Genomic DNA, 13,784 nt, shown 5'->3' with positions numbered 1-13,784 from the left:
GCGCGTGGACTGTCGTCCGGGACGGCCGGCGGGCAGACTTGGGCGGGTGTCCGCCCTGCGTGCTCTCGCCCGCCGCCTCGGTCACCAGAAGTGGTTCGCCGCCGTGCTGCGCCTGCTCGTCCCCGCCGACCGGCTGCTCGGCCGGCTGACGAAGGGGCGGGTGGTCGCGCTCGGCCTGGTGCCGTCCCTGGTCCTCACCACCACCGGTCGCCGCTCCGGCAGGCTGCGCAGCAATCCCCTGCTGTACGTGCCGGACGGCGACGCCTATGTGGTGATCGGGTCGAACTGGGGGCAGCAGCACCAGCCCGCCTGGTCGCTGAACCTGCTCGCCCAACCGGCCGCCGAGGTCGACGTCGAGGGTCGCCGGATCCCGGTTCGCGCCGAGCTGATCAACGGCGACGAGCGGGAGTTGCTGTTCGCGCGGCTGGTCGCCGAGTGGCCGGCGTACCGGACGTACGTGGAGCGGGCCGGCGGCCGGGAGATCCGCGTCTTCCGGCTGGTCCCCGTCAGCCCGCCTGCTCCCGCCACCTGACCGGCCCGTCGCAGGTCCACCCGGCCGCACCGGCCCCAGGCGTGGCGACCAGGCGGCGCCACCTCGCCTGGCTACGCTGGTGGGCGGTCGACCTGCGCGGGCCCCCTCGGCGGGCGGCCGCGCGGAACGGAGGTGGGCCGTGGACGCCAGCGGGGCCGAACTGGAGGCCGACCGATACCTCGACGATCCCCGGTGGCGGGTCGCCGAGCGGGTGAGCGAGACGGCCCTGCGGCGGTTCGCGGCCGACATCCTCGCCGTCGCGGTGCACGGCCCGCTCGCGCACGGCGACGAGGACGGTGGCGGGGACGGCGAGGTGGGGCTGCTGGTGGCCACGTACCGGCCGGGCAGCGGGCCGTCGCCGGCCACCCGGCGGGTGGACGGAGTGCTGGTCGAGCTCACCGTCGCCGGGGCGGACGACTACCTGGGGCAGGCCCGGACCATCGGCCCACTCTGGCCGCTCACCGCCGACCGCTACGTCACCACCCGCGCGCTGCACGACCCGACCGGCTGGCTGCGTACGCTGCGCGACGAGCACCTGGCCCGGCTGGCCCGGGCCCGCCCGGCTGAGTTCAGCGCCTCCGCACGGCAGGCGTGGTACCGGGGCAGCGCGGCGCACTCCCGGGCGCTCCGGCTCGCCGAGTGGTACGAGACCGACCAGGCGCTGCTCATGCTCGGCGAGGCGCGGCTGGCCGCGGCCACCGTGCACGGGCTGCTCAGCCGCACCTACTTCCGCGACCCCGGCGACGCGGTACGGCGTACCGGCCTGGCCGGCGCGGACATGACCGAGGTGGGCGCGGTGCTGACCCGCCAGGCCGAGGAACTGGCCGCCCGGGGCCGCCCGGTCGACGGCAGCGTCGACGACCTCCTCACCGCCTGACCCGCCGCGCACGCCGCCGGCAGGTCGCCGGGGGTAACTGTGATCGTTCGGTCAGCCGAGGCCGCCCTGGACGCCGATCAGGGCGCCGACCAGGTACGTCGCGCCGGCCGCCAGCGCGCCCAGCAGGAGCTGCCGCAGCCCGCTGGACCACCAGGGGCGGCGGGTGAACCGGGCGACCACGGCACCGGCCACGAACAGCCCCAGCCCGCCGACGGCGAGCGCCAGCCCCAGGCTGGTGAAGCCGAGCAGGTAGGTCAGCAGCGGCACCAGCGCGCCCACCGAGAAGCAGAGGAACGACGAGACCGCCGCCGCCCACGGGCTCGGCTGCTCGTCGGGGTCGACGCCCAGCTCCTCCCGGACGTGCACCCGCAGCGCCTCCTCCGGGTTGCGCCGGACCGCGTTGGCGACCTGCATGGCCAGGTCCCGGGGCAGCCCCCGGGCGACCCACGCGTCGGCCAGCTCGCGGGCCTCCGCCTCCGGGTGTCGTTCCAGCTCGCGCCGTTCCTTCGCCACCTCGGCGGCCACCTGCTCGTTGGCCGACCGGACGCTGGTGTATTCCCCCAGGCCCATCGAGATGGCGCCGGCGACCAGGCCGGCGGCGCCGGTGAGGACGATGCTGCGCGGCGAGACCCCACCGCCGCCCACACCGGCGATCAGGGCGATGTTGGTGACCAGGCCGTCCATCGCGCCGAACACGGCCGGGCGCAGCCAGCCGCCGGACACGTCCGCGTGGTGCGCCTCCCGCAGCGCCGCCGGGGTGTCGGTCACGGCAGGGTGAGGATCTCGTAGCCGTCGTCGGTCACGACGATGGTGTGCTCGAACTGCGCCGTCCACTTGCGGTCCCGGGTGACCACCGTCCACCCGTCGTCCCACATGTCGTACTGGTAGGTGCCGAGGGTGATCATCGGCTCGATGGTGAACGTCATGCCGGGCTCCATCACGTCCGTGGGCCGCGGGCTGTCGTAGTGCGGCACGTAGAGGCCGCTGTGGAAGGACTCGCCGATGCCGTGGCCGGTGAAGTCGCGGACCACGCCGTAGCCGAACCGCTTGGCGTACGACTCGATGACCCGGCCGATCACGTTGATCTGGCGGCCCGGAGCGACCGCCTTGATGCCGCGCATCATCGCCGTGTGGGTCCGCTCGACCAGCAGGCGGGCCTCCTCGCTCACCTCGCCCACGCAGAACGTCGCGTCGGTGTCGCCGTGCACGCCACCGATGAACGCGGTGACGTCGACGTTGATGATGTCGCCGTCCTCCAGCACGGTCGAGTCCGGGATGCCGTGGCAGACAACCTCGTTGAGGCTGGTGCAGCAGGACTTCGGGAAGCCCTTGTAGCCCAGCGTCGACGGGTAGGCGCCGTGGTCGCAGAGGAACTCGTGGACCACCTTGTCGATCTCGTCGGTGGTCACCCCCGGCTTGCAGTGCTCGCCGGCGAGCTGGGTGGCCTGGGCGGCGAGCCGGCCGGCGACCCGCATCTTCTCGATGGTCTCCGGCGTCTGCACGTGCGAGCCGCGGTATTCCTGGGGACGCTTCTTGCCCACGTACTCGGGGCGCGGGATGTGGGCGGGCACCGCTCGCCACGGGGAGAGCGTGCCTGGGGTCAGCGGCGCACGGACGGTCATGACCACAGCCTATCGCCGGCACCGCGGTGACCCCGGCCACAGGCCACCGGCCCGGCCTTGTTGCCGCGCCCGGTCGGGCTGTGCCATTGTGGCTGCGTGGATCAAGGGGGCGCACCTCCCGTTTTCTCCGCGACCACGGAGGTCGACGGCGACCGCGTCCGGGTGGTGGTGACCGGCGAGGTCGACATGGCGACCGCCGACACCATGTACCGGACCGCGCTCCGGGAGCCCGTCGCCCACCTCACCCTCGACCTGCGCGCCGTCACCTTCTTCGACTCGGCCGCGATCCACGCGCTGGTCCGGCTGGCCCAGCGGTTCGCCGGCACACTGACCGTGCTGCCGTCCCGCCAGGTACGCCGGGTGCTGGAGATATCCGGCCTGGGCGACCAGGGCTGGCTGGCCCCCGCCTGAACCGCGCCACACCCCTCAGTCCGCCAGCGGGCGGCGCAGCGTCACCTCGGTGCCCTGCTCGGTCCGGGTCAGGGTCAGTTCACCGAGCGCCTGGATCAACGCCAGCCCCCGGCCGCGGAAACTCGACCCGGTGGACTCCCGCCACCGGCCGCTGTCCCGGACCGTGGCGGTCACCACCCGATCCTCGATGACCACCTCGACGCCGATCACCGGCTCGGTGGGTGACACCGGGTGCTCGATGGCGTTCGCGGCGGCCTCGGAGATCGCCACGGTGAGGTCGAAGAGGTCGGTCTCGCCGACCTCATGGGCGACCAGGAAGTCCTCCAGCCGCTTGCGCAGCACGCTAAGTCGGGTCGGCTCCGCCGCCAGCCGCAGCACGAAACGGTTCAGCTCGGTCGCCTCCAGTGCGAGCACGGCCACGTCGTCGTGCCGGGTACGCTCGGCGACCCGCTCGACCACCGCATCGACCAGGTCGGCCACGTGCTCCCCCCGGGTGGTGGCGTCCAGTCGGAGCCGGTCGAGCCCGGCGTCGATGCCGAGCCGCCGGTCCTCGATCAGCCCGTCGGTGTAGAGCAGCAGCCGGCCGCCGGGGGCCAGCTCGCCCTCGACGGTCCGGTACTCGGCCTGCGGGATCGCCCCGACCGGCGGCCCGAGGGCCTGGTCGTGCAGGTACGACACCTCGTCGCCGCGGATCACCAGGGGTGCCGGGTGACCGGCGCTCGCGTACCACAGCCGGCCGGTGCGCGGGGCGAACCGGAGGCAGACCAGGGTGGCGAAGGAACCGCCCTCGGTGGAGCCGACCAGGCGGTTCAGCCGGGTCAGCGCCTCCCCCGGGTCGTAGCCCTCCAGCACGTATGCCCGCAGCGCGTTGCGTAGTTGACCCATCGCGGCGGCGGCGCGGACCCCCTTGCCCACCACGTCACCGATCACCAGCACCGGCTCGTCGTCCGGCGTGCCGATCACGTCGTACCAGTCCCCGCCGACCTCGACGTCGGCGCTGCCGGGCAGGTAGCGGCTGGCCACCACCGCGCCAGGCAGTTGCGGCAGCGTACGCGGCAGCAGGCTGTGCTGGAGCGTGGTGGCGATCCGGTGCTCGGCCTCGTAGAGCTGGGCGTTCTCCAGCCGTACGCCGATCAGCCGGGCCAGCTCCACAAGCGCGGCCTGCTCGGTGCCGCCGCCCTCCCGGCGCCAGACCCGCAGCTCGCCGAGCTGCACCCCGCTGGTGCCGGTCAGCGGCAGGACGACCGACGGTTCGCCGCTCGTCTCGCCGCCGCCGTCGACCTCGTACCGGCCGCCGGTGGCGGTGACCACCACCCGGGCGGCCTCGGCGAGGCTGAGCGCGTGACGGGCGGCGACCTGCACCACCTCGGCGGTGGATCGGGCGGTGTTGACCGCCACGGCCGCGTCGGCGAGGGCCCGCAGCCCACGGATGATCTGCCCGCGCAGCTGGCCCAGCTCGACGTTGGCCCGGATCCGGGCGATCAACTCCTGGCTGGAGAACGGCTTGGTCAGGTAGTCGTCAGCGCCGACCGAGAGCCCGGCGACCTCCTCGGCCGAGCCGGCGCGGGCGGAGAGCAGCACGATCGGCACGTGCCGGGTCACCGGGTCGGCCCGCAGCGCGGTGACCAACCCGAAGCCGTCCAGGCGGGGCATCATCACGTCGGCCAGCACCAGGTCGAACGGGGACTCGACGGCCAGCCGCAGCGCCGCCGCGCCGTCCGGGACGGCGACCACCTCGTACGCGGGGGAGAGCAGCCGGCTGACGTGCTCGCGCAGGTCGGCGTTGTCGTCGGCGACCAGGATCCGCCCCGGCCCGCCGGGCACCCGGGCCGGTTCCGGCCGGGCGCCGGGCGCGGCCGGCTCGGCGGTCCAGATCGCGGTCTCGGCGACGTGCAGCCGGGCCTGCGCGGGCTCGCTCAGCGGCACGGGCGCGCCCGCGGCCACTCGGTCGGCGGGCAGGTGGGCGTACCCGAACGGGACGGTCACGGTGAACGTGGTGCCCTGGTCCACAACGCTGTCCGCCCACACCGTCCCGCCGTGCATCTCCGCCAGCTCGCGGACCAGGGCGAGGCCGATCCCGGTGCCCTCGTGGGTGCGGGCGCGCACGCCGGGCACCCGGTGGAACCGCTCGAAGACCTGCGGCAGTTCCTCCGGCGTGATGCCGACTCCGGTGTCGGTCACCGTCAGCACGGCCACGCCGTCGCCGGGGCGTAACCGGACTCGGATCTCGCCGTCGAAGGTGAACTTGACCGCGTTCGAGACCAGGTTGAGGACAATCTTCTCCCACATGTCGCGGTCGAGGTAGACCGGCGCGGGCAGCGGTGGGCAGTCCACCACCAGCCGCAGACCGGCTCGTTCGGTGGCCGAGCGGAAGGTGCTGGCCAGCCGGGCGGTGTAGTCGGCGAGGTCGGTGGGCTGGTAGTGGGCGGCCAGCCGGCCGGACTCCAGCTGGGAGAAGTCGAGCACGGTGTTGACCAGCTTGAGCAGCCGCAAGCCGTTGCGGTGCACGACATTCAGCCGCTCGGTGTACGCCTCGGGCAGCATCGGGTCGGCGAGCAGGTCCTCCAACGGGCCGAGGACCAGGGTGAGCGGGGTACGGAACTCGTGGCTGACATTGGCGAAGAAGTTGGTCTTGGCCCGGTCCAGGGCGGCCAGCTCGGCGGCCCGGGCGCGCTGCTGCTCGTGGGCGCGCTGGTTGCCGAGCGCGCGGGAGATCTGGGCGGCGACCAGGTCGACGAAGTCGCGGTAGTCGTCGGTGAACGGCAGCCGGCGGGCCACCCCGACCAGCAGCACGCCGGCCGGCTCGTTGGTGGCGGTGAGCGGCAGCACCAGGGCCCGGTCGGCGGCGTCCGGCGGCACCTCGCCGAGCAGGTCCGCGACGGAGACCCAGCGGGCCGCGCCATCGCCCGGTGCCGGCGGCCCGCCGGCGAGGCGGCCCGGGTCGACCCCGGCGCAGCCGGCCAGCGCCGGGACGCCGTCGGAGTCGGTCAGCCAGATCGCGCTGAGCGGCAGGTCCGACCGGTACGCGTCGAGCACGCGAGCGGCGGCGCGCCCCAGCTCCGCCGTGTCCGGCACGTCGACCAGCCGGCTGCCCAGCTCGGCCAGGGCGCGCAGCCGGCGCTCGCCAAGCACCCGGCCGGTGGTCTCGTTGACGAAGCAGAAGACGCCGTTGACGGTGCCGTCGGCGTCCCGGATGGGGTCGTACGAGACGTCGAAGTAGACGTCCTCCAGGAAGCCGTGCCGGTTGAGGACGAAGGGGTGGTTCTCACCGCGATACGGCTCGCCGGTGCGGCGGACCCCCTCCAGCAGCGGCCCGAGGACGTCCCAGGTCTCCCCCCAGTGCTCGCGGGCGGGTTGCCCGATCGCCGCCGGGTGCTTGTCGCCGATGGTCGGCCGGTAGGCGTCGTTGTAGAACGCGCGGTGGTCCTCGCCCCAGAACAGCACGAGCTGGGCCCGGGACGAGAGCATGGTGCTAACCGCGTGGCAGAGCGCGGGCGACCAGGTCTCGGGGGCGCCGAGCGGGGTGCCGGACCAGTCGAAGGCGCCCAGCCGCGCACCCATCTCACCGCCGGCGGCGAACGCCGCGGTCAGCAGCGGTGGAAGCTGCGCCGCGACGGTCCCCGAGGAGGAGTGTCCTCCGTCCTCGCCCCCCTGGGCCGAGCCCATGCAGCCTCCCGCTCCGGCCATGTCCACGACGGCCGACGCAACTCCGCCGGCCGTCCCCGCCTTGTACCCAGGCGGCGGAGCAACCTAACGCACGCCCGACGCGGGACGCTGTCACCTCCGCCTCATCCTGGCGTAACCGCGAACCGACCGCGACCCGGGCGGCACGTCGCCGCGGCACCCCGGCGCGGGCCGGTGATCCGGGTCACTCCGTCACCCGCTCGCCGCTGGCTGCGCGGACCAGGGCGGCCACCGGCCGGGGATCGGGGTCGTTCTCCGGATGCCACTGCACCCCGAGCAGGAAGCGTCGCCCCGGGTCCTCGACGGCCTCCACCACCCCGTCGTCGGCCCAGCCGGTGGCGGTCAGGCCGCCCGGGTCGGCCACCCCCTGGTGGTGGTACGAGTTGACGCGGTCCACCCCGGCCATCACCGCTCCGGCCAGGCTGCCGGGGGCGAACCGGACCGGGTGGCCGCCGTACGTCCCGGGGGCCGGCCGGTGCCCGTCGTGGCCGACCACGTCCGGCAGGTGCTGGTGCAGCGCGCCACCGTGGGCGACCGCGAGCAGCTGCATGCCCCGGCACACCCCGAGCACCGGCAGGTCGGCGGCGAGCGCGGCGGTCAGCAGAGCCAGCTCACCCGCGTCCCGGTCCGGCCGGCTCTCGGTGCGCGGGTCGGGTGGCTGCCCGTACCGCTCCGGGCCGACGTCCGCGCCGCCGGCCAGCAGCAGCCCGTCGAGGACCCGCAGCACGTCCGCGTCCCCGTCGTCTGGGGGCAGCACCACGGCCCGGCCGCCGGCGGCGGTCACCGCCCGGACGTACGCCTGCGGCACCAGCGCCGCCGGGACGTCCCGCCACACCGCCCAGCCGGCCGGCTCGACGTACGCGGTGATCCCGATCAGCGGCCGGCTCACCGGGCCGGCACCGTTCGCGACTGCGGGGCTCGCAAACCCGGCTCAAGCGCGCATTCCGGCTCGGCCGCGTCCCACGCGAGCCGCCCCGGAATGCGCATCCTCGCGCTCACAGGGGTGTCACGTAGGCGCCGGTGATCCCGCCGTCCACCACGAACTGGGCGGCGGTCATGAACGACGCGTCGTCGCTGGCCAGGAAGGCCACCGCGGCGGCGATCTCCGCCGGGTTGCCGAACCGGCCCATCGGCACGTGGACGAGGCGGCGGGCCGCCCGCTCCGGGTCCTTGGCGAACAGCTCCAGCAGCAGCGGCGTGGCCACCGGGCCGGGGCAGAGCGCGTTGACCCGGATCCCCTCCCGGGCGAACTGCACGCCCAGCTCCCGGGTCATCGCGAGCACCCCGCCCTTGCTCGCCGTGTACGCGATCTGCGAGGTCGCCGCGCCCATCAGCGCGACGAACGAGGCGGTGTTGATGATCGATCCCTTGCCCTGGCGGCGCATGTGCGGGATGACGTACTTGCAGCACAGGTAGACGCTGGTGGTGTTGACCCGCAGCACCCGCTCCCAGGCGTCCAGCCCGGTGTCCAGGATGGAGTCGTCGTCCGGCGGCGAGATGCCGGCGTTGTTGAACGCCACGTCGACCCGGCCGTGCCGCTCGGCCACCCCGTCGAACAGGTCCCGGACTGAGCTCTCGTCGGCCACGTCGCAGGCGACGAACTCGCCGCCCACCTCGTCGGCGGCCCGCTTGCCCGCCTCGGTGTCGATGTCGACGCAGACCACCCGGGCCCCCTCGGCGGCGAACCGCCGTACGGTGGCCAGCCCGATGCCGCTGCCCGCTCCGGTCACCACCGCGACCCGGTCCTCCAGCCGTCCCTGCACTGCGTCACTCCTCTGTCGAGATGAACACGTTCTTGACGTCGGTGAAGGCGTGCAGCGCGTCCGGACCCAGCTCCCGGCCGAGCCCGGAGCGCTTCATCCCGCCGAACGGGGTCCAGTAGCGCACCGAGGAGTGCGAGTTCACGCTCAGGTTGCCGGACTCCACGGCCCGGGCCACCCGGACCGCCCGGCCCACGTCCCGGGTCCAGATCGAGCCGGACAGGCCGTACTCGGTGTCGTTGGCCAGCCGGATCGCGTCCGCCTCGTCGTCGAAGGGGAGCACCGAGACCACCGGGCCGAACACCTCCTCGCGCCAGTGCCGGTCGGCCGGCGAGTCGGCGAGCAGCACGGTCGGGGCGTACCACCAGCCGGGGCCGTCGGGGCGGGAGCCGGTGAAGGCCACCTTCGCCCCGTCGACGTACCCGGCGACTCGCTCCCGGTGCCCGGCGGAGATCAGCGGTCCCATCTCGGCCGTCTCGGCGGCCGGGTCCTCGACCCGGAGGCCGCGCACGGCCGGTTCGAGCAGTTCCAGGAAGCGGTCGTACACCGGGCGCTGGACCAGGATCCGGGAGCGGGCGCAGCAGTCCTGGCCGGCGTTGTCGAAGACCGCGTACGGCGCGGTGGCCGCCGCCTTCGCCACGTCGGCGTCGGCGAAGACCAGGTTGGCTGACTTCCCGCCCAGCTCCAGCGTCACCCGCTTCACCTGGGCCGCGCAGCCGGCCATGATCCGGGTGCCGACCTCGGTGGAGCCGGTGAAGCAGACCTTGCGGACCGCCGGGTGGGTGACGAACCGTTCCCCGACCACACTCCCCTGCCCGGGCAGGACGGTGAACACGCCCTCCGGGAGCCCGGCCTCCAGCGCGAGGTCGGCCAGGCGCAGCGCGGTGAGCGGGGTCAGCTCGGCCGGCTTGAGCACCACCGTGTTGCCGGCGGCGAGGGCGGGCGCGAAGCCCCAGCCGGCGATGGGCATCGGGAAGTTCCACGGCACGATCACGCCGACCACGCCGAGCGGTTCGTGGAAGGTGACGTCCAGCCCGCCGGGCACCGGGATCTGCCGCCCGGTGAGCCGCTCCGGCGCGCCGGCGTAGTAGTCGAGGACGTCCCGGACGTTGCCCGCCTCCCAGCGGGCGTTGCCGATGGTGTGGCCCGCGTTGCGGACCTCCAGCAGGGCCAGTTCCCCAAGGTGCGCGTCCACCACGGCGGCGAACCGTCGCAGCAGGCGCGCCCGGTCCCCCGGCGCCACCGCCCGCCACGACTCGTACGCCCGGGCCGCCCGGGCGATCGCCGCGTCGGTCTCGTTCGCCGAGGTGGCCGGCACCTCGCGCAGCACCTCCCCCGTCGCCGGGTTCCGCACCTCGGTCACATGCCCTCCTCCTGCACGTCGCGGCGGATCAGAGACGTTCGAAGCCACGGACCAGTTCCCAGTCGGTCACGGCGGCGTCGAAGGCGGTCAGCTCGACCCGGGCCTGGTTGGCGTAGTGGGCGACCACCTCGGTGCCGAAGGCGTCCCGGGCCACCTCGGAGGACTCCCAGAGAGCGAGCGCGTCGCGCAGGGTGCCCGGCACCCGCGCCGCGGCCCCGTCGTCGTACGCGTTGCCGGTGCACTCCTCGCCCAGCTCCAGCTCCCGCTCGATGCCGTACACCGCGCCGGCCACCAGCGCGGCGATCGCCAGGTAGGGGTTGACGTCCGCGCCGGGCACCCGGTTCTCCACCCGCATGCCCTGGCCGTGCCCGACCAGGCGCAGCGCGCAGGTGCGGTTGTCGGTGCCCCAGCGCAGCGCGGTCGGGGCGAAGGAGCCCGGCTGGTAGCGCTTGTAGGAGTTGACGTTCGGGGCGAAGAAGAGGCTGAACTCGCGCATGGTGGCGAGCAGGCCGGCCAGCACCCGCCGCCCGGTCTCGCTGAGGTGCGCCGGCCCGTCCCCGAGCAGGGCGGAGCGGCCGGCGGCGTCGCGCAGCGAGAAGTGGATGTGGCAGGAGCTGCCCTCCCGCGCGTTCGGCTTGGCCATGAAGGTGATCGACATGCCCTCCTGGGCGGCGATCTCCTTCGCCCCGTTCTTGTAGATGACGTGGTGGTCGGCGCAGGCCAGCGCCTCGTCGTAGCGGAAGGCGATCTCGTGCTGGCCGAGGTTGCACTCGCCCTTGGCGCTCTCCGGGGTCAGTCCCGCCCCGGCCATCTCGGTGCGGATCCGGCGCAGCAGCGGCTCCACCCGGGCGGTGCCGAGCAGCGAGTAGTCCACGTTGTACTGGTTGGCCGGCGTCAGATCGCGGTAGCCGCGCCGCCACGCCTCCTCGTACGAGTCGCGGAACAGCACGAACTCCAGCTCGGTCCCGGCGTACGCGGTCAGCCCGTGCCCGGCCAGCCGGTCGAGCTGCCGGCGCAGGATCTGCCGGGGTGAGGCGATCACCGGACCGGAGCCATCCAGCCACTCGAGGTCGGCCAGGAGCAGGGCGCTGCCCGGCTGCCACGGCATCCGGCGCAGCGTGCCCAGGTCGGGCTTGAGCGCGAAGTCGCCGTAGCCGCGTTCCCAGCTGGACATCGCGTACCCGTCGACGGTGTTCATGTCGACGTCGACGGCGAGCAGATAGTTGCAGCCCTCGCTGCCGTGCGCGACCACCTGGTCGAGGAAGTACGGGGCGTGGAACCGTTTGCCCTGGAGCCGGCCCTGCATGTCGGTCAGGGCCAGCACCACCGTGTCGAGCTCGCCGTCGGCGACCGCGACGCGCAGCTGTTCCAGCGTGAGCGGGGCTTTCCTCATGGGTGCGCCTCCATGGGAAAGGTCTACGCGCAGAACCGGATCACCGTCAATGCTCCCTCCGGACGTGATCGACCGGTCCCGCCGCTTCGGGGTGTCACGCCGTCAGTCGCGGACCCGCGCCCAGGCGATGAAGCGGTGGTGCAGGTCCGGGACGTGGTCCGGGTTGAGCTGGGCGAGCTGTTCCCGGGCCTCGGCCATCAGCCCACCGAGGTAGAGCAGCAGTCCGGTGCGATTCCCCCGGTACTCGACCAGCAGCGACAACCGGGCCGGCTGGCAGGGCCACTCCGCGCCACAGTTCCGGCACCGCCAGAGCGGGCGCGTCGGAACGTGCGGGATGACGCGGCGACCCATCACCGCATCCGCCGCGCGATGGCGCGGGCTTCCTCGTCGACCAGCGGCAGGAACCAGAGGAACCGCAGCACGATCTCGGGCGGCTCCGGCCCCTCGGGGCGTCCGCGCAGGTCCCGGATCGCGCTCTGGAGGATCACCGACACGGCCGGGGTCCACGCCGCCGGGTCGAGCTGTTCCCGGGGGATCCGCCGGAGGGTCGGGCAGGGCCGGGGATCACCGCAGCGTTCGCAGTCCCATGTCGGCTGGCGGCCGACATGGGCGGTGGCGGTGAGCACGCCACCGGGGCGGGTCACCAGCGGCCCCCGTTCGCCCGCCACTCCTGCCCCGGCGTCAACCGGCCCGGGCGACCGGGCTGGAGCGTGGGGAACACCCGGGTCGGCTCCCGCATCCACGCCGGCAGGTTAGTGCCCGGCTCGCGCTTCGGCAGCGTCGGCAGCTCTTTGGTCCGGCACCGGAACCAACGGGTACGCACATCGACCTCCTCGTGATTGGAGGGGGCCGCCCCACGATCGGGTGCGGGGCGACCCCGGCAGGAGCCCGCCCAACTGCTCGCCTGCGGCCGAGCGGACCCGCGTGAGTGACACACTGCCCAGCGCAACGGGACCAGTACACGACGTTCATTTATTCTCAGAGGACGTTCAGGACATCCTCCTTGGGGACGGGATGAACCACTCACTACAAGCAGCCATGGCCGAAGCTGGCGAGACAGCCGAGAGCCTGGCAGCTCAAACGGGCGTAGATCCGAAGACGGCAGCACGTTGGATCTCGCCGGGACGGGTTCCACAACCTCGTCGACGTGCTCAGGTGGCCGCGCTCCTTGGCCGGGACGTTGGGGACCTTTGGCCGGATGTCCTGAAACGACGCGAGCCGCATTGGCTTCGCGAGTGGGTCGACTGGGAACGCGAGGCGGTCGCGCTGCGCTGGTTCGAGCACACGTGGATACCCGGCCTCCTCCAGACCGAGGAATACGCACGGGCGACGCTCTCGGGCGAGGCCCTGACGCCGAGCGAGGTTGACGAGCTCGTCGCGTCGCGGATAGGTCGGCAGGTCATCCTGCGACGCGACCGTCCTCCGTTGCTCATCGCCGTCGTCTTCGAGGGGGTGCTCTACCAGTCGGCCTACGGTGACCGCGACCTGATGCGCAAGCAGGTCGAGCACCTGGCCGCGTGCGCGGCGCTGCCTTCAGTGCAAGTGCACGTGGTGCCGAAGGACGTCGGAATGTATCCGGGCCTCGGCGGAGGCTTCATCATCGCTGAGTTGCCCGCCGGGGAGCACGTCGCTCACGCCGACAGCCAAGCGCGAGCGCAGATCGTAAATGATGCTGCGGACGTTGCTACGCTGAGTCGGAGATGGGAGCGCATCAGGGGTGAGGCCCTGTCCCGAACCCAGTCCCTAGACCTGATCAGGAAAGCGGCAGGATCATGGACATGACCGGCGCGCAGTGGCGCAAGAGCACGAAGAGCGGCAACAACGGCGGGTCATGCGTAGAGGTGGCCGACAACCTGCCAGGCGTCGTGCTGGTGCGCGACACCAAGGACCGGGAGGGCGGCACCCTCCACGTCGCCCCCTCGTCGTGGCAGTCCTTCGTCAACCTGGCAAAGCAGATCGGCCCCGTGGGCTGATTTGGGCAGCACTCCAGAAGGTCCTCCCGCCTCCGTGCTGGGGGACCTTCTCGGTCGTCTGCCCAGGAACTGTCTCCGCTGCTCACCAACCGCCGTGCCTGGCGGGACCATCGGACACATCGATGGTCGTCGTGGGGCCAGCGAGCCGGGAGTCTCCCTGATCCTGATG

The 13,784-nt window shown here is 73.3% G+C and carries 15 protein-coding genes; 5 read left to right on the top strand and 10 right to left on the bottom strand.

What is annotated here, in order from left to right:
* Positions 1–46: 46 nt before the first annotated feature.
* Positions 47–532, top strand: a complete 486-nt coding sequence (locus FXF52_RS08180) for a nitroreductase family deazaflavin-dependent oxidoreductase (RefSeq protein WP_148795024.1) — start codon at positions 47–49, stop codon at positions 530–532.
* A gap of 139 nt (positions 533–671) precedes the next feature.
* Positions 672–1,409, top strand: a complete 738-nt coding sequence (locus FXF52_RS08175; RefSeq protein WP_148795022.1) for a nucleotidyltransferase domain-containing protein — start codon at positions 672–674, stop codon at positions 1,407–1,409.
* A gap of 51 nt (positions 1,410–1,460) precedes the next feature.
* On the opposite strand, the gene FXF52_RS08170 is transcribed toward FXF52_RS08175, so the two are convergent.
* Together FXF52_RS08170 and map are read right to left on the bottom strand one after the other, a co-directional pair.
* Positions 1,461–2,177: a VIT1/CCC1 transporter family protein gene (locus tag FXF52_RS08170; RefSeq protein ID WP_148795020.1), complete on the bottom strand. Its 717-nt coding sequence runs from the start codon at positions 2,175–2,177 to the stop codon at positions 1,461–1,463.
* Positions 2,174–3,031 (bottom strand): type I methionyl aminopeptidase, encoded by an 858-nt coding sequence (gene map / locus FXF52_RS08165; protein WP_148795018.1) that lies wholly within the window; start codon positions 3,029–3,031, stop codon positions 2,174–2,176. Before map ends, FXF52_RS08170 begins: the two co-directional genes overlap by 4 nt.
* Before the next feature lie 96 nt (positions 3,032–3,127).
* Between map and FXF52_RS08160 the strand changes: the two genes are divergently transcribed.
* The gene (locus tag FXF52_RS08160; protein ID WP_187413382.1) at positions 3,128–3,442 is read left to right on the top strand and encodes an STAS domain-containing protein; all 315 of its coding nucleotides are present in this window, start codon (positions 3,128–3,130) and stop codon (positions 3,440–3,442) included.
* Between the two features lie 15 nt (positions 3,443–3,457).
* Here the strand turns inward: FXF52_RS08160 and FXF52_RS08155 are convergent, their stop codons facing one another.
* The 8 genes from FXF52_RS08155 to FXF52_RS08120 all read right to left on the bottom strand — a co-directional run bounded on the left by FXF52_RS08155 (position 3,458) and on the right by FXF52_RS08120 (position 12,465).
* Entirely contained in the window at positions 3,458–7,108 is a 3,651-nt protein-coding gene (locus FXF52_RS08155; RefSeq protein ID WP_148795016.1) for a SpoIIE family protein phosphatase, read from the bottom strand.
* A gap of 202 nt (positions 7,109–7,310) precedes the next feature.
* On the bottom strand, positions 7,311–8,015 hold the full coding sequence (locus FXF52_RS08150; protein ID WP_148795015.1) for a gamma-glutamyl-gamma-aminobutyrate hydrolase family protein: 705 nt from the start codon (positions 8,013–8,015) through the stop codon (positions 7,311–7,313).
* A gap of 106 nt (positions 8,016–8,121) precedes the next feature.
* Positions 8,122–8,889 carry a 3-oxoacyl-ACP reductase gene (locus tag FXF52_RS08145; protein WP_148795013.1) on the bottom strand — a complete coding sequence of 256 codons (768 nt, stop codon included), beginning with the start codon at positions 8,887–8,889 and terminating at the stop codon, positions 8,122–8,124.
* Positions 8,890–8,893: 4 nt separating this feature from the next.
* A complete protein-coding gene (locus FXF52_RS08140) occupies positions 8,894–10,249 on the bottom strand; it encodes an aldehyde dehydrogenase (RefSeq protein ID WP_148795011.1) in 1,356 nt (451 codons plus the stop codon).
* Positions 10,250–10,277: 28 nt separating this feature from the next.
* Entirely contained in the window at positions 10,278–11,642 is a 1,365-nt protein-coding gene (locus tag FXF52_RS08135) for a glutamine synthetase family protein (RefSeq protein ID WP_148795009.1), read from the bottom strand.
* 102 nt (positions 11,643–11,744) lie between these two features.
* Positions 11,745–11,993: a flavin reductase gene (locus tag FXF52_RS08130; protein WP_148795007.1), complete on the bottom strand. Its 249-nt coding sequence runs from the start codon at positions 11,991–11,993 to the stop codon at positions 11,745–11,747.
* Complete coding sequence (locus tag FXF52_RS08125; protein ID WP_255471806.1) at positions 11,993–12,286, bottom strand: hypothetical protein; 294 nt, start codon at positions 12,284–12,286, stop codon at positions 11,993–11,995. Before FXF52_RS08125 ends, FXF52_RS08130 begins: the two co-directional genes overlap by 1 nt.
* Entirely contained in the window at positions 12,283–12,465 is a 183-nt protein-coding gene (locus tag FXF52_RS08120; protein WP_148795003.1) for a hypothetical protein, read from the bottom strand. Before FXF52_RS08120 ends, FXF52_RS08125 begins: the two co-directional genes overlap by 4 nt.
* Before the next feature lie 191 nt (positions 12,466–12,656).
* On the opposite strand from FXF52_RS08120, the gene FXF52_RS08115 reads away from it, so the two are divergent.
* Both FXF52_RS08115 and FXF52_RS08110 read left to right on the top strand, forming a co-directional pair.
* Entirely contained in the window at positions 12,657–13,424 is a 768-nt protein-coding gene (locus tag FXF52_RS08115; protein ID WP_148795001.1) for a DUF5753 domain-containing protein, read from the top strand.
* Positions 13,421–13,615: a DUF397 domain-containing protein gene (locus tag FXF52_RS08110; RefSeq protein ID WP_148794999.1), complete on the top strand. Its 195-nt coding sequence runs from the start codon at positions 13,421–13,423 to the stop codon at positions 13,613–13,615. The genes FXF52_RS08115 and FXF52_RS08110 overlap by 4 nt, the downstream gene beginning before the upstream one ends.
* The last annotated feature ends 169 nt before the right edge of the window (positions 13,616–13,784 follow it).

Source organism: Micromonospora sp. MP36, from assembly GCF_008119785.1.
GTDB lineage: Bacteria > Actinomycetota > Actinomycetes > Mycobacteriales > Micromonosporaceae > Micromonospora.
This window is presented reverse-complemented; position numbering and strand designations above follow the sequence as displayed.